The organism is Streptomyces sp. NPDC008121, assembly GCF_042957155.1.
Classification (GTDB): domain Bacteria; phylum Actinomycetota; class Actinomycetes; order Streptomycetales; family Streptomycetaceae; genus Streptomyces.
Genome location: NZ_JBIBHT010000007.1, coordinates 217,307 through 241,730, shown reverse-complemented (window position 1 = coordinate 241,730; position 24,424 = coordinate 217,307). Strand labels below are relative to the sequence as shown.

The 24,424-nt window shown below is 72.1% G+C and carries 17 protein-coding genes; 7 read left to right on the top strand and 10 right to left on the bottom strand.

The genetic code is table 11. From position 1 onward, the window contains the following. Positions 1-8: 8 nt before the first annotated feature. From ACFZBD_RS23770 to ACFZBD_RS23760, 3 genes are all read left to right on the top strand, one after another. Positions 9-923, top strand: a complete 915-nt coding sequence (locus tag ACFZBD_RS23770; RefSeq protein WP_391142730.1) for a LysR substrate-binding domain-containing protein — start codon at positions 9-11, stop codon at positions 921-923. 65 nt (positions 924-988) lie between these two features. After that, entirely contained in the window at positions 989-2,122 is a 1,134-nt protein-coding gene (gene alc, locus ACFZBD_RS23765; protein ID WP_391142727.1) for an allantoicase, read from the top strand. Positions 2,123-2,218: 96 nt separating this feature from the next. Then, entirely contained in the window at positions 2,219-3,967 is a 1,749-nt protein-coding gene (locus ACFZBD_RS23760; protein ID WP_391142724.1) for an FG-GAP-like repeat-containing protein, read from the top strand. Between the two features lie 77 nt (positions 3,968-4,044). Here ACFZBD_RS23760 and pepN (ACFZBD_RS23755) read toward each other — a convergent pair whose 3' ends face one another. From pepN (ACFZBD_RS23755) to ACFZBD_RS23735, 5 genes are all read right to left on the bottom strand, one after another. After that, entirely contained in the window at positions 4,045-6,621 is a 2,577-nt protein-coding gene (gene pepN / locus ACFZBD_RS23755; RefSeq protein WP_391142721.1) for an aminopeptidase N, read from the bottom strand. A gap of 52 nt (positions 6,622-6,673) precedes the next feature. Further along, positions 6,674-7,993, bottom strand: coding sequence for a TerD family protein (locus tag ACFZBD_RS23750; RefSeq protein ID WP_391142718.1), 1,320 nt, complete (start codon positions 7,991-7,993; stop codon positions 6,674-6,676). A 145-nt stretch (positions 7,994-8,138) separates the two neighbouring features. Then, positions 8,139-9,155 (bottom strand): aspartate-semialdehyde dehydrogenase, encoded by a 1,017-nt coding sequence (locus ACFZBD_RS23745; protein ID WP_391142716.1) that lies wholly within the window; start codon positions 9,153-9,155, stop codon positions 8,139-8,141. 161 nt (positions 9,156-9,316) lie between these two features. After that, positions 9,317-12,637: a S8 family serine peptidase gene (locus ACFZBD_RS23740; protein WP_391142713.1), complete on the bottom strand. Its 3,321-nt coding sequence runs from the start codon at positions 12,635-12,637 to the stop codon at positions 9,317-9,319. Positions 12,638-12,832: 195 nt separating this feature from the next. Beyond that, positions 12,833-13,375 carry a CGNR zinc finger domain-containing protein gene (locus tag ACFZBD_RS23735; RefSeq protein WP_391142712.1) on the bottom strand — a complete coding sequence of 181 codons (543 nt, stop codon included), beginning with the start codon at positions 13,373-13,375 and terminating at the stop codon, positions 12,833-12,835. A gap of 312 nt (positions 13,376-13,687) precedes the next feature. On the opposite strand from ACFZBD_RS23735, the gene ACFZBD_RS23730 reads away from it, so the two are divergent. The 3 genes from ACFZBD_RS23730 (at position 13,688) to ACFZBD_RS23720 (ending at position 16,024) form a co-directional block, all read left to right on the top strand. Beyond that, complete coding sequence (locus ACFZBD_RS23730; RefSeq protein ID WP_391142710.1) at positions 13,688-14,236, top strand: HPP family protein; 549 nt, start codon at positions 13,688-13,690, stop codon at positions 14,234-14,236. Between the two features lie 69 nt (positions 14,237-14,305). After that, positions 14,306-14,773 carry an NUDIX domain-containing protein gene (locus tag ACFZBD_RS23725; RefSeq protein WP_391142709.1) on the top strand — a complete coding sequence of 156 codons (468 nt, stop codon included), beginning with the start codon at positions 14,306-14,308 and terminating at the stop codon, positions 14,771-14,773. 90 nt (positions 14,774-14,863) lie between these two features. Continuing rightward, positions 14,864-16,024, top strand: coding sequence for a serine hydrolase (locus tag ACFZBD_RS23720; RefSeq protein ID WP_391142706.1), 1,161 nt, complete (start codon positions 14,864-14,866; stop codon positions 16,022-16,024). 58 nt (positions 16,025-16,082) lie between these two features. Here ACFZBD_RS23720 and ACFZBD_RS23715 read toward each other — a convergent pair whose 3' ends face one another. Together ACFZBD_RS23715 and pepN (ACFZBD_RS23710) are read right to left on the bottom strand one after the other, a co-directional pair. After that, positions 16,083-16,946 (bottom strand): hypothetical protein, encoded by an 864-nt coding sequence (locus ACFZBD_RS23715; RefSeq protein ID WP_391142704.1) that lies wholly within the window; start codon positions 16,944-16,946, stop codon positions 16,083-16,085. Between the two features lie 189 nt (positions 16,947-17,135). After that, positions 17,136-19,712, bottom strand: a complete 2,577-nt coding sequence (gene pepN / locus ACFZBD_RS23710) for an aminopeptidase N (protein ID WP_391142702.1) — start codon at positions 19,710-19,712, stop codon at positions 17,136-17,138. 158 nt (positions 19,713-19,870) lie between these two features. Between pepN (ACFZBD_RS23710) and ACFZBD_RS23705 the strand changes: the two genes are divergently transcribed. After that, complete coding sequence (locus tag ACFZBD_RS23705) at positions 19,871-20,506, top strand: DsbA family protein (protein ID WP_391142700.1); 636 nt, start codon at positions 19,871-19,873, stop codon at positions 20,504-20,506. A 162-nt stretch (positions 20,507-20,668) separates the two neighbouring features. Here ACFZBD_RS23705 and ACFZBD_RS23700 read toward each other — a convergent pair whose 3' ends face one another. From ACFZBD_RS23700 to ACFZBD_RS23690, 3 genes are all read right to left on the bottom strand, one after another. Further along, positions 20,669-21,313, bottom strand: a complete 645-nt coding sequence (locus ACFZBD_RS23700; RefSeq protein WP_391142699.1) for a Fe-Mn family superoxide dismutase — start codon at positions 21,311-21,313, stop codon at positions 20,669-20,671. A gap of 177 nt (positions 21,314-21,490) precedes the next feature. Continuing rightward, a complete protein-coding gene (locus tag ACFZBD_RS23695) occupies positions 21,491-22,909 on the bottom strand; it encodes an amino acid permease (RefSeq protein ID WP_391142696.1) in 1,419 nt (472 codons plus the stop codon). Between the two features lie 115 nt (positions 22,910-23,024). Continuing rightward, positions 23,025-24,419: an amino acid permease gene (locus ACFZBD_RS23690; RefSeq protein ID WP_391142693.1), complete on the bottom strand. Its 1,395-nt coding sequence runs from the start codon at positions 24,417-24,419 to the stop codon at positions 23,025-23,027. Positions 24,420-24,424 lie beyond the last annotated feature (5 nt).

Below are 24,424 nucleotides of genomic sequence, written 5' to 3'. Positions count from 1 at the left end.
TGCGCCCCATGACCGAGTGGGACATCAAGAAGCTCCAGATCCTCCGCACCCTCCGCGACCGCGGCACCGTCACCGCGACCGCGGAGGCGCTGCTCATGACCCCCTCGGCCGTCTCCCAGCAGCTCACCAACCTCGCCCGCCAGCTCGGCGTCACCCTCCTGGAGGCGCACGGGCGGCGGGTCAGGCTCACCGACGCCGCGCACCTGGTCCTGCGCCACGCGGAGGCCGTCTTCGCCCAACTGGAGCGCGCCGACGCCGAACTGGCCGGCTATCTGCGGGGCGACGCCGGAGAGGTCAGGGTGGCCGCCTTCTCCACGGCCGTCCCCGCGCTGGTCGTCCCCGCCGTGCAGCACCTGCGGGCCGCCCACCCCGGTCTCGCCGTCCGTGTCCGGGAGGCCGAGGCCGGGGAGGCGTACGAACTCCTCACCGCCGGCGAGGTCGGCCTGGCGCTCTCCCTCGCCGCCCACGCGCCGTCCGTACGCGACCCCAAGTTCAGCCGCGTCACGCTCCTCGCCGACCCCCTCGACGTCGCCCTGCCCAGCGGGCACCCGCTCGCCGGGGCCCCCGGGCTGCGGCTCGCCGACCTCTCCGCCGAACCCTGGATCTTCGGCGGGTCCGGCCCCTGGTCGGAGATCACCACCGCCGCCTGCGAGGCTGCCGGCTTCGTCCCGGAACAGGCTCACAGCGCCTCGGGCTGGACCGCGATCCTCGCCATGGTCGAGGCGGGCATGGGGGTCGCCCTGGTGCCCCGGATGGCCTCCGCCGAACGCCGCTCCGGCGTCGTCATGCGGGTCCTCTCCGCCGACCAGCCGCGCCGCCACGTCGTCGCGGCCGTACGGCGCGGCGCGGAGGAGGGACCGGCGGTCGCACGGGTCCTCGCCGCGCTGCGGCAGGCCGCCGCCGCCCGCGAAACCGTTCAGTAGAACTGAAAAGGCCCGTCGAAAACATTCGATGGACCGGGATGCTCGAGTCGCGGCACAGTCGACGCATGACCTTCGAGACGCACCCGGACCAGGACCCGCACGCCAACGACGCAGCGCCCTACGGCGGCGGCGACCCGTACGCCGACTACCGCACCGGTGACTTCCCCTTCACCGAGCTGGTCGATCTGGCCGACCGCCGCCTCGGCGCCGGCGTCGTCGCCGCCAACGACGAGTTCTTCGCCGAACGCGAGAACCTCCTCGTCCGCGAGCGCGCCGTCTTCGACCCCGAGCACTTCGGCCACAAGGGCAAGATCATGGACGGCTGGGAGACCCGCCGCCGCCGGGGCGCCGACGCCGAGAACGTCTTCCCCGCCCCGGAGGACCACGACTGGGCGATCGTCCGCCTCGGCGCCCCCGGCGTCATCCGCGGGATCATCGTCGACACCGCCCACTTCCGGGGCAACTACCCCCAGCGGGTCTCCGTCCAGGCCGCCGCCGTCGACGGCTCGCCGAGCCCGGAACAGCTCCTCGCCGACGACGTGAAGTGGGAGGAGATCGTCCCGCCCACCCCCGTCCGCGGCCACGCCGCCAACGGCTTCGCGATCGACGTCGAGCGCCGCTTCACCCACGTCCGGCTCTGCCAGCACCCCGACGGCGGCATCGCCCGCCTCCGCGTCCACGGCGAGGTCGTGCCCGACCCCGAGTGGCTGGAACTCCTCGGCACCCTCGACCTCCTCTCCGTACTCCACGGAGGCGTGTACGAGGACGCGTCGGACAGGTTCTACTCCTCGCCCACGCAGATCATCCTGCCCGGCACCTCCCGCAAGATGGACGACGGCTGGGAGAACCGGCGCCGCCGAGTCCGCGGCACGAACGACTGGGTCCGCTTCCGGCTCGCCGCCCAGGGCGTCGTACGGGCCGTGGAGATCGACACCGCCTACCTCAAGGGCAACTCGGCGGGCTGGATCGCCCTCCAGGGCCGCGACGGCGAGACCGGCGAATGGTTCGAGATCATCCCCCGCACCCGGCTGCAGCCCGACACCCCGCACCGCTTCGCGCTCCCCGCCCCCGCGGTCGTCACCCACGTCCGCCTCGACGCCTTCCCGGACGGCGGCGTGGCCCGGATGCGCCTGCACGGCACGCTCACGGAGGCCGGCGCCGCCGCCCTGCGCCGCCGCCACCGGGAACTCGGCGGCTGAACCCGCGCGGCGCGGGGTCCCGTGCCCCGGCCCGCGGGGCCCGGTCCGCTGATCATTAGGCTGGCCGGACCTGCGATCCCTGGGGGGACACGACACATGAACGACCCGCGAAGAACGCTGCGGCGCTGGACAGTCGGGCTCACCGCCGTCCTGGCACTGCTCACCGGCACGGTGACCGGGGCGGCGGCCGACACCGTCGACCCGGCCACCGCGCCGCCGGTCCGCACCCTCACGTACAACGTCTGCGGCGGACACACCTGCCAGAGCGCGCTCGACCTGCCGACCTGGACGGCCGAACTCCGGGAGCAGACCACCTCCTGGGACGCCGACGCCGTCATGCTCCAGGAGCTGTGCATCGGCCAGTGGGCCTCGCTCCGCGACGCCCTGAAGCCCGACTACACCGCCGTGTGGACGAGCACCACCACCTCGAACGGCTGCGCCAAGTGGTCCGCCACCGGCGACGAGCGCTTCGGCCTCGGCGTCTTCGTCAAGGCGCCCGCGGTCGAGCGGTACACCGCCGCACTGACCGTCCCGGCGGGCAAGGAGCCCCGCGCCGTGCTCTGCGCGCGCGGCCCCGTCGACGGACGCACCACCCTGGCCTGCACCACCCACCTCGCGCAGTACATCCAGCCGGACAACGGCTCCGCCGAGGCCCTGGCCCACATCGACACCTGGGCCGCCGGCGTCCCCGTGATCCTCGGCGGCGACTTCAACGCCGGACCGGCCTACGCCGCCCTCGACCCGGTACGCGCCGGGCTGCCCGGCACCGGCCGGTTCGCCGAGGCGGACGAGAACGACCGCGACCACTTCACCCGGGAGTGCCTCGACGCCGGGGCCGGCGAGTGCGAGTCGGGCGAGGCGACGGTCCCCGCCGGCCCGAAGTTCGACCACGTCTTCTTCTCCGCCGGGGACTTCCACACCGTACGGGCCGACGCCTTCGAGCCCCAGCCCGCCGGCACCGCCCCGCTCTCCGACCACCTGCTGCTGCGGGCGGCCGCCCATCCCGAACCCCGGGCGGGCTCCGGCGTGCCGGGAGACCTGACCGGCGACCGCCGCCCCGACGTCCTGGCGGTCCAGGACGAGGGCGACCTGCGCCTCTACCCCGGCACCGGCGGCGGCCGCCTCGGCACCGCGCGCCAGATCGGCACCGGCGGCTGGACCGACGCCGTCGTCAGCCACCGCGGCGACTGGACCGGCGACGGCCGCGAGGACGTGGTCGCCCGCATCGGCGACGCCCTCTGGGTCTACCCCAACACCGGAAGCGGTGAGCTCGGCGCCCGTCTGCCCATGGGCGGCCGGCCCACCGGCTGGTCCCACGCCACCCCGGTCAGCGCCGGGGACATCGACGGCGACGGACACCCCGACGTCCTCGCCCGCAGCGCCACCGGTCTGTGGCTGCACCGCGGCGCGCCCGCCGTCGACGGCACACCGGGCTTCGCGGCCCGCGCCGCCGTGCGGATCGGCGAGCCGGAGTGGGCCGGGTACGACGTGCTCCTGCCCGGCGACGCCGACCACGACGGCCGCGCCGACGTCTGGGGCCGTGACCGCGCCACGGGAACGATCGCGCACTTCGCGGGCCGGGGCGCGCAGCCCCTCGCCACGGCCCGGGCCCTCGACGGCGGCCCGTGGACGGTCGCGGACCGGCGGCTCGCGGTCTCGGCGGGCGACGTGAACGGCGACGGCACGCCCGACCTGTGGACGACCCGCACCTCCGGCACGGCCGAGAACCTGGAGTTCCTGCCCGGAACGACCGGAACGACCGGCACGGGTCCCGCGACCACCGGCCTCGGGACGCCGGCCACCATCGGCAGCGGCGGCTGGCAGTGGATGAGGTCCCTGGGCTGACCGGCCGGCAAGACCGGCGAGACACGCTGAAAGGCCCCCGGACGGTATCCGTCCGGGGGCCCTTCCCTGTCGAGGCGTCAGCGCGCGGCGGCCGCGTCCGCCGCCTGCGCCTTCAGCGCACGCTCCACACCCGCGCGGGACTCCGTCACCAGACGGCGCAGCGCCGGAGCCGGGTCGTTCGCCGCGATCCACGCGTCGGTGGCGTCCAGCGTCTCCTGCGAGACCTGGAGCGTCGGGTAGAGCCCCACCACGATCTGCTGGATCATCTCGTGGCTACGGGTCTCCGACACGCCCTTGATGGAGGCGAAGTACTTCTCCGTGTACGGGGCGAGCAGCTCGCGCTGGTCGGTCTGGACGAAACCGCCGATCACCGCCTCCTGCACGGCGTTGGCCAGCTTGTCGGACTCCACGACCGACGCCCACGCCTCCGCCTTCGCCGCCTCCGACGGGCGGGCCGCGCGCGCGGTGGCCGCGTGCCGCTCACCGGCCGCCGTCCGGTCTCGGTCCAGCTCGCCGGCGATCTCCGGCTCGTCGTAGACCCCGGTCGCCGCGAGCCGCTGCACGAACGCCCAGCGCAGCTCGGTGTCGACGGCCAGGCCCTCGATCGACTCGTTGCCCTCGAGGAGCGCGGCGAGCAGATCGAGCTGCTGCGGCGTGCGCGCGGTCGCGGCGAACGCCCGCGCCCAGGCCAGCTGGTGGTCGCTGCCCGGCTCGGCCGCCCGCAGGTGCGCCAGCGTCGCCTCGGTCCAACGGTTCAGGCCCGTCTCGCGCCACTCCGGAGCCGCGTACAGCTCCAGGGCCGCCTTCGCCTGGCCCTGCAGCGACTGGACGACGCCGATGTCGGACTCCTTGCCGATGCCGGAGAGCACCAGCTCCAGGTAGTCGCGCGTGGCCAGCTCGCCGTCCCGGGTCATGTCCCAGGCGGAGGACCAGCACAGCGCCCGCGGCAGCGACTCGGTGAAGTCCCCGAGGTGCTCCGTGACGTTCTTCAGCGACACCTCGTCGAGCCGGATCTTGGCGTACGACAGGTCGTCGTCGTTGAGCAGCACGACCGCCGGGCGGGCCTTGCCCGCCAGCTGCGGCACGGCCGTCAGCTCGGTGGCCGTGACGTCCAGCTCGACCCGCTCGGTCCGCACCAGCTTGCCGGCCTCGTCCAGGTCGTAGAAGCCGATCGCGATCCGGTGCGGGCGCAGGATCGACTCGCCCTTGGCGCCCGCGGGCAGCGCCGGGGCCTCCTGCCGGACGGCGAACGAGGTGATCGCGCCGTCCTCGCCGGTCTCGATCACCGGGCGGAGGATGTTGATGCCGGCCGTCTCCAGCCACGCCTTCGACCACGCCTTGAGGTCACGGCCGGAGGTCTCCTCCAGGGCGCCGAGCAGGTCCGACAGGCGCGTGTTGCCGAAGGCGTGCGCCTTGAAGTACGCCTGCACGCCCTTGAAGAACTCCTCCTCGCCGACGTACGCGACCAGCTGCTTCAGCACGCTGGCGCCCTTGGCGTAGGTGATGCCGTCGAAGTTGACCAGCACGTCCTCGAGATCGTTGATCTCGGCCATGATCGGGTGCGTGGACGGCAGCTGGTCCTGGCGGTACGCCCAGGTCTTCTCCGCGTTGGCGAAGGTGGTCCAGGCGTGCGGCCAGCGGGTGCCCTCCACGGAGGCCTGGCAGGCGACCGAGGTGAAGGTGGCGAACGACTCGTTCAGCCACAGGTCGTTCCACCACTCCATGGTGACCAGGTCGCCGAACCACATGTGGGCCAGCTCGTGCAGGATCGTCTCGGCCCGGCGCTCGTACGCCGCGTCCGTCACCTTCGAGCGGAAGACGTACTGGTCGCGGATGGTGACCGCGCCCGCGTTCTCCATCGCGCCCGCGTTGAACTCCGGCACGAAGAGCTGGTCGTACTTCGCGAAGGGGTAGTCGTACGCGAACTTCTCCTGGAACCAGCCGAAGCCCTGCCGGGTGACGTCGAAGATGTGCTCCGCGTCGAGGTACTCGGCCAGCGAGGGACGGCAGTAGATGCCCAGCGGGACCGTCTGCCCGTCCTTCTCGTAGGAGGAGTGCACCGAGTGGTACGGGCCGACGATCAGGGCGGTGATGTACGTCGAGATCCGCGGGGTCGGCTCGAAGACCCACACGTCGTCCTTGGGCTCCGGCGTCGGCGAGTTCGAGATCACCGTCCAGCCGCTCGGCGCCTTCACGGTGAACTGGAAGGTCGCCTTCAGGTCCGGCTGCTCGAAGGAGGCGAAGACGCGGCGGGCGTCCGGCACCTCGAACTGCGTGTACAGGTACGCCTGGTCGTCGACCGGGTCGACGAACCGGTGCAGGCCCTCACCGGTGTTGGTGTACGCGCAGTCCGCGACGACCTTCAGCTCGTTGGGGCCCTGGTGCAGATGGGCCAGCGCGATGCGCGAGTCCCGGAAGACGGCGGCGACGTCGAGCGCGTGACCGTTCAGGACGACCTCGTGCACGGCGGGGGCGACGAGGTCGATGAAGGTCGAGGCGTGCGCCTCGGCGGAATCGAAGCGGACGGTGGTGACGGACCGGTAGGTGCCGCCCTCCTGCGCACCGGAGAGGTCGAGGTCGACCTCGTACGCGTCCACGGTCAGCAGCTTCGCCCGCTGCTGCGCCTCTTCACGGGTCAGGTTTGTGCCAGGCACCCGGTCAACTCCTCGGTTTCGTGACGTTTGGCTCATCCTTCCACGGCGTACCTCAGCGGCGCACCGAGCATTTCCACGGCCCGTCGCCGCTGATGCGCAGCAGGCCGGGCCCGGCCAGGGGCACGCTGGCCAGGACCCCGCCGCGCTCGTCGACCAGCAGCTCCTGGTCCTCCGCGTCGTACTGGGGCTCCCGCGGCGGGGTGTGCCGGTGGACGGTGACCGGGGACTCGCCGTGATGGACGAAGTCGAGGACGCCGGGCGGGCCCTCGTAGACGACGAGGTCGTGGGCGTGCCCTTCGATGTGGCTGTCGAAGCGGCGGGCGTGGGCGAGGGGGAGGACGCGCAGGGTCCAGGGGGCGTCCGCCTCGACCCGCAGGGTCAGGGGCCGGTCCGGCGGGACGAGGGCGACGGTCCGGGCCCGGACGTCGTCCTCGTAGGCCGCGAGCAGGAAGTCCTCGGTGCGGCCGTGGGCGTCGCAGGACTCGATGGTGGTGGAGATCGAGTGGTACGACTCGATCTCCAGGAGCGCCCAGCCGGGCGGCAGCGCGGGGTCGCAGACGACGGTCTCCTTGCCGCGGCCCTGGTGGACGGAGGGCCGGAAGTCGGCGGCGAACGGGTCGGCGGCGAACGGGTCGGCGGGGGCGGGGGAGACGAGGGAGAGCGTGGAGGTGTCGGAGGTGTAGGAGGTGTACGAGTCCGACGGGGCGTACGAGTCGGAGAGGGCGTGCGAGGCGTTCGGAGCGTACGAGTCGGACGAGGCGTACCAGGACGACACCAGGCGCCCCCGGCCCGGCGCGGGGGGCGGGACATAGCCGGGGCCCGGGATGGGGGCCGGCGGGGCCTCCACCACGATGCCGAAGTCCGTCGCCAGGCCGGCCAGGCCCGAGACGTACCCCTGGCCGACCGCCCGGAAGCTCCAGCCCCCGCCGCTCCGCCGGAACTCGCCGCACACGAACGCCGTCTCCGTCGACGCGTCCCCGATCGCGAAGTACGCCGCCGGGGCGCCCGTCGTGTCCGTGACCCGGATGTCCAGGGACGGCACCTGTCCGAAGGCGCCGCCGTCCGCCGAGGCGGCGATCACCACGCGCTCCACGGCCGGCTCCAGGCGCGCGAGGTCCAGCCACAGCCAGTCCGCCGCCGGGGAGCCCGGCTCGCCCGGCGCCGACCTGCCCAGATGCCTCACCGCCCGCGAGGGGTGCTCGCCGTGGTTGTAGAAGACCAGATCGGCGTCGTCGCGCACCCGCCCGCCGGCGCCGATCAGCAGCGCCGACACGTCCACGTCGGGCACGCCGAGACCGGTCCGCCAGGCCACCGCGACCTGGAGGGCCCGGCCGGGGACCGGAACGGCGCCGCCCTTCGGTATCTGGGTCATGGTCGGATCCTGTCACCGGCCGCCCGGGGTTCGAACGCGTTGTCCGAATTCCGTCGGGACCATGACCACGGGACGACGACGGGCACGCCGAAGGGGCGGCCGTCCCACCCGGGCGGCCGCCCCTTCGTCCCGTACGGGAGCGGCGTCAGCCCTTCAGCTCCGCCGCGACCAGCTCCGCGATCTGCACCGCGTTCAGCGCGGCGCCCTTGCGCAGGTTGTCGTTGGAGACGAAGAGCGCGAGGCCGTTCTCCACGGTCTCGTCCGCCCGGATCCGGCCGACGTAGGACGCGTCCTTGCCCGCCGCCTGCAGCGGGGTCGGGATCTCGGAGAGCTCGACGCCCTCGGCGTCCTTCAGCAGCTCGTAGGCGCGCTCGACGCTGATCGGGCGGTCGAAGCGGGCGTTCACCTGGAGGGAGTGGCCGGAGAAGACCGGGACGCGCACGCAGGTGCCGGAGACCTTGAGCTCCGGGATCTCCAGGATCTTGCGGGACTCGTTGCGGAGCTTCTGCTCCTCGTCCGTCTCGTGCGAGCCGTCGTCGACGAGGTTGCCGGCGAGGGGGAGGACGTTGAAGGCGATGGGGCGCTTGTAGACGCCGGGCTCGGGGTACGCGACGGCCTCGCCGTCGTGGGTCAGCTCGGTGGCGCGGTCGGCGACGGCCTTGACCTGGCCGTCCAGCTCCGCGACGCCCGCGACGCCCGAGCCGGAGACGGCCTGGTAGGTCGTGGCGACCAGCGCGGTCAGGCCGGCCTCCTGGTGGAGGGGCTTGAGGACCGGCATCGCGGCCATGGTGGTGCAGTTCGGGTTGGCGATGATCCCCTTGGGGCGGTCCTTGATCGCGTGCGGGTTGACCTCGGAGACCACCAGCGGGACCTCGGGGTCACGGCGCCAGGCGGAGGAGTTGTCGATCACCACGGCGCCCTGGGAGGCGACCTTCTCGGCGAGGGCCTTGGAGGTGGCGCCACCGGCGGAGAAGAGCACGATGTCCAGGCCGGTGTAGTCGGCGGTGGAGGCGTCCTCGACCGTGACCCCGTCGAGGACCGTGCCGGCGGAACGGGCGGAGGCGAAGAGCCGCAGCTCGTCGAGCGGGAAGTCGCGCTCGGCCAGGATCCTGCGCATGACTGTGCCGACCTGACCGGTGGCTCCGACGATTCCGACCTTCACGGGGGTTCCTCCGTACGTTTGTGCAGGGGTGCTGCCGGTCCATGATGCGTATGGCACCCGGCGCCTTGTCCAATCCATTGTCCAAGGGTCGGGACATGCGAAGGGCGGGCGCCGGTTCCGGCGCCCGCCCTCCTACCCGCTCAGCGGGGATTCACCGGTGGTTACGGCGTGACCTTGCCGATCACGACGCTGCCGGAGCCCGCGACCGTGCCGCGCGCGTTCACCAGCTGGACCTCACCGAAGAACTGCCGGCCCTCGGGCGCGGCGCCGGCGACCAGCACCGAGGCGCCGACCTGGGCGCTCGCGCCGTTCGCCAGCTTCACCTGCTGGGCCGCGTCCACCTGGACGCTGCCGAGCGCGGCGGAGTAGTAGACGTCCTTGTAGTCGAAGGTCGTGCCACCCTCCGCCTGGACCGAGTACCCGTCGATCACGATCGTGTAGGTGCCCGGCGCCGGCTTGACCAGCGAGACGGCCTCCTCCGAGTCGCCGTCCGCCGCCTGGCCGACCTGCTGGCCGTTCAGAAGGACGGTCAGGTCGAGGTCGGCGGCCTTGTCGGAGGTGTTGCCGATGGCCACGTCCAGCCGGTCCACACCCTCACCGACGGTGACGGTCTTGGTCTGCTGCTCGTGGTGCTTGATCGTCGGCGTCTCGACCTTGGCCGAGCCGAGCGAGCCGCCCTTGAGCTTGCCGTCGATCGCGGCGAACTTGTTGGTCACCTTCCACTCGACGGCGGCCGGGGTGCCGACCTTCGCCTCGGGGACGGTCTGCACGGCCGGGTCGAAGTCGGCGCCCAGCACCGCGACGTCCAGCTTGTACGGGTTGTCCAGGTCGGGCGACGTACGGCGCGACTCGACCTCGATCTCCCAGACGCCCGGCGTCGGGTCGGTGTACGACCGGAGGTCGGCGCGGCAGCCGTTGCCCGGGTTGTAGTGCGGGTAGCACACGTTGGAGGCGGTGGACTCGATGGCCACGCCGTACGGGTGGATCGCGATGAACCGGGTCTGGCTCTTCTCCTTGAGACCGCCGAGCGCGACCTCCAGGGTCTTGGCGCCCTCCGGCACGTTCACGAAGTACGAGCGGTGGCTGTTGCGCTGGACCGACCCGGTGGCGGAGAGGCCGAAGCCGGGCGCGGCCAGCTTGCTCGCGACGACGACGGTGGACAGGATCTGCTTGTCCACGCCCTCGGTGCGCTCGTCGTCCAGCTCCAGGATGGCGCTGTGGACGCCGGCCGTGCGCGGCAGCGCCTCGACCTTCACGGTCACCGGCTTGTTCAGCGGCAGCGTGATGTAGTCGTAGGCGGTGGCGGCGCGGAAGGTGCCGTCGTTGTACTTCCAGTTCAGGTCGTGGCGCACGCCGTACGCCGGACCCGAGGTGCGGGTGACGGTGACGTTGTACGTCTTCTTCTGGCCGGCCTTGAGGCCGCCCTCACGGTCGTACACACCGGTGCCGGTGTGCGGGGCCGGGAAGATCGCGGTGTCGACCGGGGCCTCGACCTTGTAGTCGTGGGCCGTGGCGCCGTCCTGGATCGAGTCCCAGGCGTCCGCGATGTCGATGCGGCCCGAGCCCTGCTCGTGCGCGGCGACACCGGGGATCCGCTCGGCGGTCGAGGTGAGCGCCGTGCGCAGGGTGAGCGGGTCGAGCTCGACGCGCTGCTGCTTCGCCGCGGAGATCAGCAGCGCGCTCGCGCCGGCGACCTGCGGGGAGGACATCGACGTGCCGTTGAGCATGCCGTAACCGGCGGGCAGCGCGTAGCCGGACTCGGGAACGCCCGCCCCGTCCTGCCAGGTCGGGATGGTGTTCACGGCCGAGCCGGGACCGGTGATGGTCGGGGTGAAGCCGCCGTCCTCACGCGGGCCGCGCGAGGAGAAGGGGAACATCGCGTACGCCTTGGATACGGCCGAGCCGTAGTTGGCGGCCCAGGTCTCCTTGGAGATGGCCGCGCCGACCGAGACGACCTTGTCGGCCAGGCCGGGGTCGCCGATCGTGTTGATGCCCGGGCCGGAGTTGCCGGCCGAGATGACCAGCTGGACGCCGTACTCGTCGATCAGACGGGTGTAGAGGCGGGCGCGGACGTTGTCGCCGTCGTTCTGCGCGGGCAGGCCGCCGATCGACATGTTGACGATGTCGACGCCGCGGTTGACGACGAGGTCGGTCATGCCCTCGGTCAGCGCGGTGTTGGTGCAGCCGCCGGTCCACGTGCAGGCGCGCGAGGAGACGATCTTCGCGCCGGGGGCGGCGCCGTTCATCTTGCCGCCGAAGAGGCTGTGCGCGGCGGTGATGCCGGCGACGTGCGTGCCGTGCGAGGACTCGACGACGCCGATGTTGACGAAGTCGAGCTTCTTGCCGACCCAGGTGCCGCCGAGCGGGTCCATCGCGACGTCCTTGCGGATCTCGACGACGAACGGGGTCTTCTCGACGACCGGGGTGGCCGGGTCGTCGGTGCCGAAGTAGCCGACCTGCTGATCGGCCTTGTACGGCTTCATCGGAGCGTTGTCCGTGAAGTCGTTGTTCTGGTCGGAGTCCACGCGGACGGTTCCGGCGGCCGGGTCGTACAGCATGCCGAAGAAGTCGGTCGTGTCGCCGTCGCGGTTGATGTCACCGGCCGGGTCGCCGCCCGCGGTGATCGACTCCTGGAAGCGGCTGAACTGGTAGGAGCCCTCGGGCGCCTTCCAGGACTGCGCGGAGGCGGTGAAGACCGGGCCCGCGACGGGGGCGTTCTGCGCGCGCCAGGTGGCGTCGCCCTCGGTCAGCGGGTCGGTGGCGGTGACCCAGTCGACGATCTTGCGCTCGCCGGTGGTGGTCTTCTGCAGGGCCGGGTGGCCGAGGTCGACACCGGAGTCGAGGATGCCGATGGTCACCCCGCGGCCGTCGGCCTTGGGGTTCTTCTTGACGAAGTCGACCGCGCCCGTCTCGTGGGACGGGTTGTACGGGTTCTTCGCCGGCGTGTTCTTGCCGGGGGCCGGGTACGTCCGGGAGACGGTCGTGCCCTCGACGGCGCCGGTGGTGCCCGCGTCCGGGGTCGGGTCGTCCAGCTTGATCTCGGCCTGGAGGTCGATCGACTGGACGGAGGAGAGCTTCGTGGCCGCCTGGATGGCGGCGGCGGCCTTGGCGGTCGGCAGGGTGGCGCGGACGTAGCCGAGCTTGTCCTCCCGCTTGCCGACCGAGGCGCCCGGGACGGCGTCGAGCTGGCCCGCGACCTGCTCGGTGGAGCCGGGGGCGGTGGCGACGAGAACGGTGACGTTCTTCTCGCCGGTGGCCTCGGCCTCGGAGAGCCGCTGGGCGTCGGTCGCGCCGAGCTTGTCGGCGGCGTCGGACGCCTTGACCGGGGGAGTGGTCGCCGGGTCCTCGGCGGCCAGGACCGGAGCAGCACCGGCCGCGATGAGAGCGGTCACCAGTCCGGCGGCGGCGGCGATGCGTGCCGCACGTCTGTGCCCGGAGGTCGAGCGCCCGGGTATGGAGCTCTGAGTTTCGGGGGTGGTCATTTACATCCCTGGTGTGAAAGAAGAGGGTCCGGATTTCGGTACCGGATGACCGCTCAGCCTTTCGTACGACACAGGGGTTTGGGGAGAGTTAACCGGCGGCGGGATGTGCTCGTGGCGCACATCCGCCACTGCGGGACATGCGCCATGAAGGATGAATCGCCCTGAACCGGGGTGAGTTGCAGGTTCCGGTCGGCCCTAGTTGTCTTTTGTACGAGCATAGTGGCGCGAGGCCTTGGCCCGGTTTCCGCAGATCGCCATCGAACACCAGCGCCGGGTGCCGTTCCGCGAGGTGTCGTAGAAGTGCAGGATGCACGCGTCGTGGGCGCAGGCCCGGATGCGGTCGGGTGCCGCGCGCAGCAGGTCGAGGTAGTCGCGGGCGGCCGTCCAGCCGGGGCCCCAGGCCGCGTCCGCGAACTCCGCCTCCTCGCCGGGGCCCTCCGGGGTGAGGGTGGCGCGGATCCGGCCGTGCCCGAGCACGGCGTCGACGCGGGCGGTCGCGACGGGGTCTCCGGGCCGGTCCACGAGGCCGGCGAGGGCGTCCCGGGCGGCGAGGGTGTGCCGCAGGGTGGCCGCGTCCGCGGTGAAGCGGTCGTCGAGCCCGTTGGCGGCGAGCCAGACCGCGAGGCCGTCGGTGCCCGTGAGCAGATCCTGGCGGACGCCGTCCTCGTTCCACCGGGTGTTGAGCAGGTCGAGGGAGACCGGCTCGCCGACGAGCGGCCGGGGATCCGAATCGGTCATGGCGGGCGCCCTCCTCTTCGAGCTAACCCCTCAAGGGTACGTGACCGGTTGACGCTCTCCATGGCTAACCCCTAAACTCGCCGTGAGCGGTTACCCCCGGCGTCGCGGGTAACCCGCCCCCGGCCCGCCCCGACACGCCGACCGGCACGGCCCCGACCGTGGCACCGCACGGGCCTCGTCCCCGACCCCAGGCCCGGCCCCGACACCGACCCCCGCCTCAGACCGGCCTGACCCGCGGCTTCTCCCCACCCCGTTGCGATGGTCCGCCCCCGACCACTCCCCGGCCCCTCCGCCCCTGACCCAGGACCCTTCATGACGACTGCCCCGCCCTCCGGTCCGGCCCCGACTCCCGGCGCCGCCCCGGCTCCCGCGCCCGCCCCCACCCGCCCCCGGCCGCCGGCCAGGCCCCGGGTCCGGGTGGTCGCCCTGGCCACCGCCGTCAGCGTCACCGCGCTCCTCGTGGTCGTCGCCGCCGGCGCCGTGCTCCACGAGCCCCTGCTCATCCCGCCGCTCGCCGCGAGCATGGCCCTGGTGGCCGGCGCGCCCGACCTGCCGCTCTCCCAGCCCCGCTCGGTCGTCGGCGGACAGCTCCTCTCCGCCCTCACCGGCTTCGCGGTCCTCGCCGTCGCCGGACCCGGAATGTGGAGCGCCGCCGTCGCCGGAGGCCTCGCGCTCGGCGTCATGATGCTGGCCCGCACCCCGCACTCGCCCGCCGCCGCGACCGCCGTGATCGTCGCCCTGCAGAGCCCGCCGTTCCTCCTCTTCCTCGCCCTGCTCGCCCTCGCCGCCCTCCTCCTCGTCGCGGTCGGCCTCGCCGGAGCCCGCGCCACCGGACGCGCGTATCCCACGTACTGGTTCTGACACCGGCCCGGAGGGGGCGCCCTGCCGATCCCGCCCGGGTCGAGCCGGAGCACCCCCTAACCTCGGCTCATGAAGAAGGAGTTGAGGGTGGCGGCCTACGCCGTGTGCGTCCGTGACGAGGAGATCCTGCTCGCCCGCTGGGTGGCCGGCGACGGCACCAGGAGATGGACCCTGCCCGGCGGCGGCATGGACCACGGAGAGGACCCGGCCCACACCGTCGTCCGGGAGGTCGAGGAGGAGACCGGTTACCTCGCCGAGCCCACCGCCCTTCTCGGCATCGATTCCATCCGCCGTTCCTGGCTGCGCCGGCTCTCCGCGCCCGGCGACTTCCAGGGGCTGCGGATCCTCTACGAAGTCCGCCTCACCGGCGGCTCCCTGCGCCCCGAGACCGGCGGCTCCACCGACCTCGCCGCCTGGCACCCCCTCGCCGACGTCCCCGGACTCGCCCGCGTCGGACTGGTCGACATCGGGCTCGACCTGTGGCGCGAACGCCCCCCGGTCGGACGCTCCCGGCTCACCGACCCCGCGAACGGCTGAAACACGCTCAACCCCCCGGACCCGCTCAACCCCCCGCGCCTCCCCGAGGTCACCTCCCCCGACCGCAGTACCGACACAGGGGAGCCGCACATGTCCGCCGCCCGCACCACCGCCCGCACCGTCCTCGCGGCCACCGCCGTCGCCGCGCTCACCGCCACCGCGCTCGCGGCACCCGCGGCAGCGGCGACGGGGCCCGCCTCCCAGGACCGGGACCGGCACGCCGCCACCCGGCAGGCCCTCGACGCGGCGGTCGAGGCGGGCGTTCCCGGAGCCGTCGCCCAGGCCCGCGTCGGAGGCACCGCCTGGACGGGCACGGCCGGCGAGCGCGGGGGCCGGGACCACTACCGGGTCGGCTCCATCACCAAGACCTTCGTCGCCACCGTCCTCCTCCAGCTCCAGGCCGAAGGCCGCCTCGACCTCGACGACCACGTCGAGGAGTGGCTGCCCGGCGTGGTCCGCGGCAACGGCCACGACGGCCGCGCGATGACGGTCCGGCAGCTCCTCAACCACACCAGCGGCGTCTACAGCGTGACCGAGGACCCGGAATTCCAGAAGAAGGTCTTCGGCCCCGACTTCCTGGAGCACCGCTACGACACCTGGACCCCGCGCGAGCTCGTCGCCCTCGCGATGACCCACCGCCCCGACTTCGCCCCCGGCACCGGCTGGAACTACTCCAACACCAACTACGTCCTGGCCGGCATGGTGATCGAGAAGGTGACCGGCCGCCCGTACGGCAAGGAGGTCGAGCGCCGCATCATCAAGCCGCTGAAGCTGCGGGGCACCTCGGTCCCCGGGACGAAGGCGACGATGCCCCGGCCCAGCTCACGCGCCTACTCCACGCTCGGCCAGGACCCGGCGGAGGCACGGATCCACGACGTCACCGAACTGAACCCGAGCCTGGCCTACGCGGCGGGGGAGATGATCTCCAACTCCGGTGATCTGCAGACCTTCTACCGCGCCCTGCTCAAGGGCGGGCTGCTGCCCAAGGCCGAGCAGCGGGAGCTGACCGACACCGTGGCCACCCATCCGGACTTCCCGCAGCTGCGCTACGGCCTCGGGCTGATGCGGACGAAGCTGAGCTGCGGCAAGGAGGTCTGGGGCCACGGCGGCGGCATCCACGGTTCCACGTCCGAGGCCCACGTCACCCGGAACGGCGGGCACTCGCTCGCCCTGAACCTCAACGCCGACTGGACCGGGGACACCAACGCGGTCGTCGAGGCCGAGTTCTGCGGCACGGCGCCGAAGAAGTGACCTCCGGCGGCCGGACCGTCCGCCCGGGCGGGGCGGGCACCGCGCCGCCGGGGGGCCGCTACCGCGGCAGGACGACGACATAGGCGGCGGGCTGCCGGTCCGACGCGGCCATCAGGGCCGTGCGGACGATGGTGGCCTGCTGGTCCATCGCCTCCCGCAGCTTGCGGGGGGTGAGGTGGACCACCGTGATGCCGAGCCGCTCCAGGTGCTCGCGCTTGCGGGTGTACTCCGACCACAGCGCGTCGTCGTCCTGCCGCGGCGCCCGGGTGTCCAGCTCCACCGCCACCGCCTGGTCCGGCCAGTAGGCGTCGAGGCCGCCCAGATGGGGGCCGCCGGGCAGCCGCAGATCCACGTTCCACAGCGGGTCCGGCAGGGCGAACGCCCGCACCATCTCGTAGAGCCGCTCCTCCGCCAGGGAGCGGCCCTCCGCGAGCAGCGCGTCCACCGCGTCCACCACATGGGGCCGGCTCAGCAGCCGGGCCCGGTTCAACTCCCGTACCACCGTGCTCGGTTCGCAGTGCCCACCGCGCACCGCCTCGGTGAGCAGCCGGCGCACCACCGCCGGGTCGGCCACAACGGCGACCGCGTCGGCGAGCGCCCGGGCGACCGGCGCGACCGGCAACCCGGCGATCTCCACCGGCACCGGCGGCTCCTGGGCGCGCACGACCCGCACCGAGGCGGTGGAGCGCAGCCGGCGGGTGCGGGGCACCAGGACGTCGATCCGGTCGAGGGCGAGCGGCGGGGGAGCGGAGTCGAAGCGGTGCAGGGCCAGCGCGGCGAGACCGGTGATCATCGCCTCGGGCGTCTGGGCCGGCAGGCAGCCGCCGCGGTGCCGGGCGTAGCCGAGCGCCTCCCGCAGTCGGTCGTCGCCGGTGAGGGGGAGGGAGGCGGGGCGGGGGGTGATGGGGGCGTTGTGGTTCATGCCGGGGGTCTTCCGCCGCCCGGCCGTCCGCTAACCGCTGTTACAAGGCCGTCGACATTTAGGGACAAGCTCGCCCTAAAGTACGCGCGTTCGACTGCCGATCAGACCCCGCCCCCGCCGGGGCCGGAACAGCGGACGGCCCCGGCCGCGAGCACCGCTCGCCACCGGGGCCGCCCCCCTGATCCGCGGCTAGCCCGCCAGGCCGTCGCAGGCCTGCGCGCGCAGCGCCCGCGCCAGGTCGTCCCGGGACTCCAGGACCAGCCGGCGCAGCGCCGGGGCGGCCGAGGCGTGGGCGTCGAGCCACGCGTCCGTCGCCGCCAGGGTCTCCTCGCTGTCCCGCAGACCGGGGAAGAGACCCCGCACCACGTCCATCCCGATCTGGATCGAACGGTCCGCCCACAGCCGCTCGATCGCCGCGAAGTACTTCTCCGCGTACGGCGCGATCAGCTCGCGCTGGGAGGGCTGGACGAACCCGGCGATCGTCGCCTCGACGAGCGCGTTCGACAGCGCGTCGGACTCGACGACCTGCGCCCACGCCTGCGCCTTGACCGCGGCCGACGGCCGGGCCGCCAGACATCGGACCTGGTGCCGCTTGCCGGTCGCCGTGTCGTCCCGGGTCAGCTCCGCGTCGATCCGCGCCTCGTCGGCCCGGCCGTGGGCGGCGAGCGGGGTGAGGAACGACCAGCGCAGCTCCTGGTCGACGTCCAGGCCGTCGATCTTCGCGGAGCCGTCGAGCAGCCCTTCGAGGAGCTGGAAGTCCGCGTCGGACGAGGAGGCCGCGGCGAAGAACCGCGCCCAGGTCAGCTGGTGTTCACTGCCCGGCTCGGCCAGCCGCAGCTCGCGCAGGCCGCCCTCGGCGAGCAGCCGGCCGCCCTCCGCCCGCCAGGCGGGCGCGGCGTAGTGGGTGACGGCCGACTGGGCCCAGGCGTGCACCATCTGCAGCACGCCGATGTCCGTCTCGCGGCCCGCGAACTCCAGCACGATCGCCAGGAAGTCCCTGGCCGGCATCAGACCGTCCCGCGTCAGGTTCCACAGCGCCGACCAGCACAGCGCGCGGGCCAGCGGATCGGTGATGTCGCCGAGGTGGGCCCGCAGCGTGGCGAGCGAACGCTCGTCGAAGCGGACCTTGCAGTACGTGAGGTCGTCGTCGTTGACGAGCACCAGCTCGGCCCGGGCCGATCCGGCCAGACCGGGCACGACCGTCCGCGCCCCGGTGACGTCCGCCTCGGCCTGGGCGTACCGGACGAGAGCGCCCTCCGGCGACAGGTGGTACAGCCCCACCTTCACCCGGTGCGGGCGGAGCTCCTCGCCGTCCTGGACGACGGCCAGCTCGGTGATCCGGCCCTCGGCGTCGTACGTCACCACCGGCGTCAGCGTGTTGACCCCGGAGGTCTGCAGCCAGGACCGCGACCACGCCTTCATGTCGCGGCCGGAGGTCTCCTCCAGCACCGACAGCAGGTCCGTCAGACGCGTGTTCCCGTAGGCGTGGCGCTTGAAGTAGCGCCGCGCGCCCTCCAGGAACGCGTCCCGCCCGGCGTACGCCACCAGCTGCTTGAGGACCGAGGCGCCCTTGGCGTACGTGATCCCGTCGAAGTTCAGCTTGGCGTCCTCCAGGTCACGGATGTCGGCCGTGATCGGGTGGGTGGAGGGCAGCTGGTCGGCGCGGTACGCCCACGCCTTGCGGTTGTTGGCGAAGGTCACCCAGCTGTTGGTGAAACGGGTCGCCTCCGCCAGCGAGAACGAGCCCATGAAGTCGGCGAAGGACTCCTTCAGCCACAGGTCGTCCCACCACACCATGGTGACCAGGTCGCCGAACCACATGTGCGCCATCTCGTGCAGGATGACGTTCGCCCGGCGCTCGTACGCCGCCTGCGTCACCTTGCCGCGGTAGATGTACTCCTCGCGGAAGGTCACCATGCCGGGGTTCTCCATCGCGCCGAGGTTGTACTCGGGGACGAAGGCCTGGTCGTACTTCCCGAAGGGGTAGGGGAAGTCGAAGTTGTCGTGGAAGAAGTCGAAGCCCTGCTTGGTGACCAGGAAGACGTCGTCCGCGTCGAAGTGTTTCGCGAGCCCCTTGCGGCACATCGCGCCGAGCGGGATCTCGACGTCCCCGCGCCGGTAGGTGTCGGTGACGTAGTGGTACGGCCCCGCGACGACGCAGGTGATGTACGTCGAGATCGGCGCGGTCTCCGCGAAGCTCCACACGCCGTCCGCGCCCTTCTCGCCCGCTCCGTTGGACCAGACCGTCCAGTCGTCGGGCGCGGTCACCTCGAAGCGGTACGGCGCCTTCAGGTCGGGCTGCTCGAAGTTGGCGTACACCCGGCGGGCGTCGGCCGGTTCGTACTGCGTGTAGAGGTAGACCTCGCCGTCCTCCGGGTCGACGAAGCGGTGCATGCCCTCTCCGGTGCGGCTGTAGGCGCACTGGGCGTCCACCACCAGGACGTTCTCGTCGGCGAGACCGTCCAGCGCGATCCGCGCGCCGTCGAAGACGACGGCGGGGTCCAGCGCCCGGCCGTTCAGCTCCACCGACGTCACGGCCGGGGCGATCAAGTCGACGAACGTCGCCGAGCCCGTGCCCGTACGGCGGAAGCGGATGGTCGTCACCGAGCGGAAGGTCCGCGCCCTCCCCCTGCCTTCGGCGGGGGCGACCCCGTCCCCGGACTCGCCGACCGCCGAGCGCAGGTCGAGGGCGACCTCGTACCCGTCGACGGTCAGCAGCTCGGCCCGCTCGCGGGCCTCGTCGCGGGACAGATTCTCTCCGGGCACGGTCACTCCTTCGTGGCACGTTCGAAACAGCACCGATCCTCCCATGTGCCACTGACGCCGGGCACTCGGGGAATGCGTCCGCCACGCGGTGGTGTTGCTCCCTTCTGCGTACCGATATCCGTCAGACAGCCTTGCGCGAGCGATTCACGAGGAGTGACATGTCCGAGAGCAGGACCACCGCCGACTTCTGGTTCGACCCGCTGTGCCCCTGGGCCTGGATGACCTCCCGCTGGATGCTGGAGGTGGAGAAGGTGCGCCCGGTCGACGTGCGGTGGAAGGTCATGAGCCTGGCCGTCCTCAACGAGAACCGGCTGGACGAGCTGCCCGCGGAGTACCGCGACATGCTGGAGACCAAGGCCTGGGGCCCGGTCCGCGTGGTGATCGCGGCCCAGCAGCTGCACGGCGACGAGGTCGTCGGCAAGCTCTACACCGCGCTCGGCACCCGCTTCCACAACGACGGCGAGGGCCCCACCCGCGAGGCCATCGCCGCCGCCCTCGCCGACGTGGGCCTGCCGGCCGACCTGGTCGAGTACGCCGACAAGGACACCTACGACAGCGAGCTGCGCGCCTCCCACAAGGAGGGCATCGAGAAGGTCGGCCAGGACGTCGGCACGCCGGTCATCTCCGTCCCGGGCGCGGACGGCGACGAGGTCGCCTTCTTCGGGCCGGTCGTCACGCCCACGCCGCGCGGCGAGGCGGCGGCCCGGCTGTGGGACGGCACGCTGCTGGTGGCGGCGACGCCCGGCTTCTACGAGATCAAGCGCACGCGGACGGCGGCCCCGAGCTTCGAGTAGCCGCCCCTCGGCGGCCCCCGCCCCGGCGCCGGTGCCCGGGCCCCGGACAGGGAAGAACCCCCGTGATTCACGTCATCACGGGGGTTCTTCTTTCATCCGTCCGCACGCGAAGGTTGAGAAGACGATCACGAGCAGGACGCGGAGGGTTCCGATCCGGAGGGATCAGAAGGAGATCAGCGGCACGGAGTTCCGGGCCGCCTGGTAGCGCTTGTTCACGTCCTGCCAGTTGACGACCTGCCACATGGCCTCGATGAAGTCCACCTTCTGGTTCTTGTACTGCAGGTAGAAGGCGTGCTCCCAGGCGTCGAAGACGAGGACCGGGACGGAGCCCTGGCCGACGTTGCCCTGGTGGTCGTAGACCTGCTCGACGATGAGCCGGCCGCTGATCGGCTCGTAGGCGAGGACGCCCCAGCCGGAGCCCTGGGTGGTCGCGGAGGCCTTGGTCAGCTGGGCCTTGAACTTCGCGAAGGAGCCGAAGGACTCGGTGATCGCGTCCGCGAGCTCACCGACGCCGTCGGCGGCGAGCGGCTCGCCGCCGCCGCCCTCCTTCGGGCTGTTCATGTTGTTCCAGTAGATGGAGTGCAGGATGTGGCCGGAGAGGTGGAACGCGAGGTTCTTCTCCAGGCCGTTGATCGCGCCCCACTGGTCCTTCTCGCGCGCCTCTGCCAGCTGTTCGAGGGTGTCGTTCGCCCCCTTGACGTAGGCGGCGTGGTGCTTGTCGTGGTGCAGCTCGATGATCTGCGGGTTGATCACCGGCTCCAGCGCCGCGTAGTCGTACGGCAGTTCGGGAAGGGTGTAGATCGCCATGTGCCGAGCCTCTCGCTGCTGGTGCTTATTGCAACCTATATGCAAGTGCAGGCTAACAGCAGTTGGTCCCCGAGTTTGATCAGCCCTTCGACCTAGGCCGTGTCCGAAACGCCCGGAAAAGGGGAGAGCCCCCGGATCGACGGATCCGGGGGCTCTCAGCCGTACGGGCGGGGAGGGTCAGGCGTCCTGAGCGGCCCGTCCGCGCGCCTTCTGCAGGGCGAAGCCGATGACGGCGAGCAGCAGGGTCAGGGCGCCCGTCCAGTACAGCTGCACGCGGGTGCCCTCGTCCCGGGCCATCAGGAAGAAGATCGCCGCCATGCCGCCCAGCGCCACCCAGGTCAGCACCGGGTACGCCCACATCTTCACCACCAGCTTCTCCGGCGCCTCGCGCTCGGTCCTGCGGCGCAGCAGCAGCTGCGACACGGCGATGAAGAACCAGACGACGAGGATGATCGCGCCGATGGTGTTGAGGAGCCAGATGAAGATGTCGTTCGGCCGCCAGTAGGAGAGCAGCACACAGGCGAAGCCGAAGACCGAGGAGACCAGGACGGCGGGGCGCGGCACGCCGCCGAAGGTACGGCCCAGCGCCTTCGGGCCCTGGCCGCGGGCGACCAGCGAGGTGGCCATGCGGGACGCGCCGTAGATGTTGGCGTTCATCGCGGACAGCAGGGCGATCAGGACGACCACGTTCATGATCTGGCCGGCCGCCGGGATGCCCAGGTGGTCGAGCGTGGCGACGTACGGGCCCTTCTCGACGACCGCCTTGTCGTCCCACGGGACGAGGGTGACGATGACCGCCATCGAGCCGATGTAGAAGAGCGCGATGCGCCACATCGCCGTACGGACCGCCTTGGCGACGCCCTGGACGGGGTGCTCGGACTCGGCCGCGGCGATGGTGACGGTCTCCAGACCGCCGTACGCGAAGACGGAGGCGAGCAGGCCGACGATCAGCCCCTCGGAGCCGTGGGGGAAGAAACCGCCGTCCCCGGTGAGGTTCGCCGCGCCAGGGGCCTCCGCGCCGGGCAGCACCCCGACGATGGCGAGCACGCCGATGCCGAGGAAGAGGACGATCGCGCCGACCTTGAGCGCGGCGAACCAGAACTCGAACTCGCCGAAGTTCTTCACCGCCGCCAGGTTGGTGCCGCAGAACACCAGCATGAAGAGGGCCACCCAGGCCCACTCCGGTGTCCCGGGGAACCAGCCGGTCATGATCTTGGCGGCGCCGATGCCCTCCAGGCCGACGGCCACGCAGAGGAGGAACCAGAAGGCCCACCCGGCGGTGAAGCCGGCCCACGGTCCGATGGCCCGCTCGGCGTGGACGGAGAAGGAGCCCGACGCCGGGTTGGCGGCCGACATCTCGCCGAGCATCCGCATCACGAGCATGACGAGCAGCCCGGAGATCGCGTACGCGATGACGATCGAGGGGCCGGCGGCGGCGATACCCGCGCCGGAGCCGACGAAGAGGCCCGCGCCGATGACGCCGCCGAGGGCGATCATCGACAGATGGCGCTGCTTGAGGCCGTGGGTGAGGCCGGAGGAGGGGGTCGCGCCGTCGTCCTTGCGGTCGACGGGCGCGGGCGCGCTGGTCCGGGACATGGATCGCCCTGTTCATTGGCCGGAAGCGGGGGAACGCGCCAAGTCTGAGTGGGCACACCGCTTACAGGGAACGTATGTCCGCTATACGGGCACCAGCTTCACACAAGGTGAAGATTCACCTCCGCTTCGTACGCAGTTCCCGCACCCACGCCACGAGCAGCACCGCCCCGGTGGCCGCCGCCGACCACAGCACCTGCGGCCGCGATCCGTCGTCCGCCAGCATCAGCACCAACACGGCCACCATGGCGGCCAGCGCCGTCCACGTCAGCCACGGGAACCCCCACATCCGCAGGGTCAGCCGCTCCGGAGCCTCCCGCTCCAGCCGGGGCCGCAGCCTCAGCTGCGAGACGGCGATCAGGCCCCAGACGAAGAGGAGGACGGCGCCGACCGCGTTGAGCATGTACAGGAAGACGGAATCCGGCCATTTCAGATTGAGCAGCACGGAGACGAAGCCGAAGGCGACCGAGGCGAGCACGGCGCGCCGTGGCACCCCGCCGCCGGAGACCTTCAGCAGCCCCTGCGGAGCCTCGCCCCGCTCGGCGAGGGAGAAGACCATCCGCGAGGAGCCGTAGAGGTTCGCGTTCAGCGCCGAGAGCAGCGCCACGAACACCACGATGTTCATGATCTGACCCGCCCCCGGGACGCCGATCGCGTCCAGGACGGCGACGTACGGCGACTGCCCCGGCACGATCGCGGTCCACGGCAGCAGGGTCACGATCACCAGCATCGAGCCGACGTAGAAGAAGAGGATCCGCCAGACCGCGCTGCGCACCGCCCGCGCCACGTTGCGGGCCGGGTCGTCCGACTCGGCGGCGGCGATCGTGACGACCTCCAGGCCGCCGAAGGCGAAGACGACGGCGAGGACGCCGGAGACCACACCCTCCCAGCCGGCCGGCAGGAAACCGCCCTGCCCCGTCAGATTGGCCATCCCCACCGGGTCCGTGTCCGGGAGCCACCCGACGACGGCGAGGGCGCCCAGGGCGAGGAAGAGGACGATCGCGCCGACCTTGAGCGCGGCGAACCAGAACTCGAACTCGCCGAAGTTCTTCACCGCCGCCAGGTTGGCGAGGGTGAACACGACCATGAACAGCAGCACCCAGCCCCACTGGGGGATCCCCGGCACCCAGCCGTTGGCGATCCGGGCCGCGCCCGTCGCCTCCACGGCGAGCACCACCACCAGCAGGAACCAGTACAGCCACCCCACGGAGAAGCCCGCCCAGCGGCCGAGCGCCCGCTCGGCGTGGACGGAGAAGGCGCCGGAGGCCGGCATCGCCGCCGACATCTCCCCGAGCATCCGCATGACCAGCAGGGCGAGGACGCCGGCGATCAGATACGAGAGCACGATGCCGGGTCCGGCGACGGCGATGCCCGCGCCCGAGCCGACGAAGAGCCCGGCGCCGATCACCCCGCCCAGGCCGAGCATCGTCAGATGACGCTGCTTCAGCCCGTGGGACAACGGCTCCGGTTCGGGTGCGAGGGACGCCGGGGAGGCGGGTGGTGCGTCGCGCATGGGTG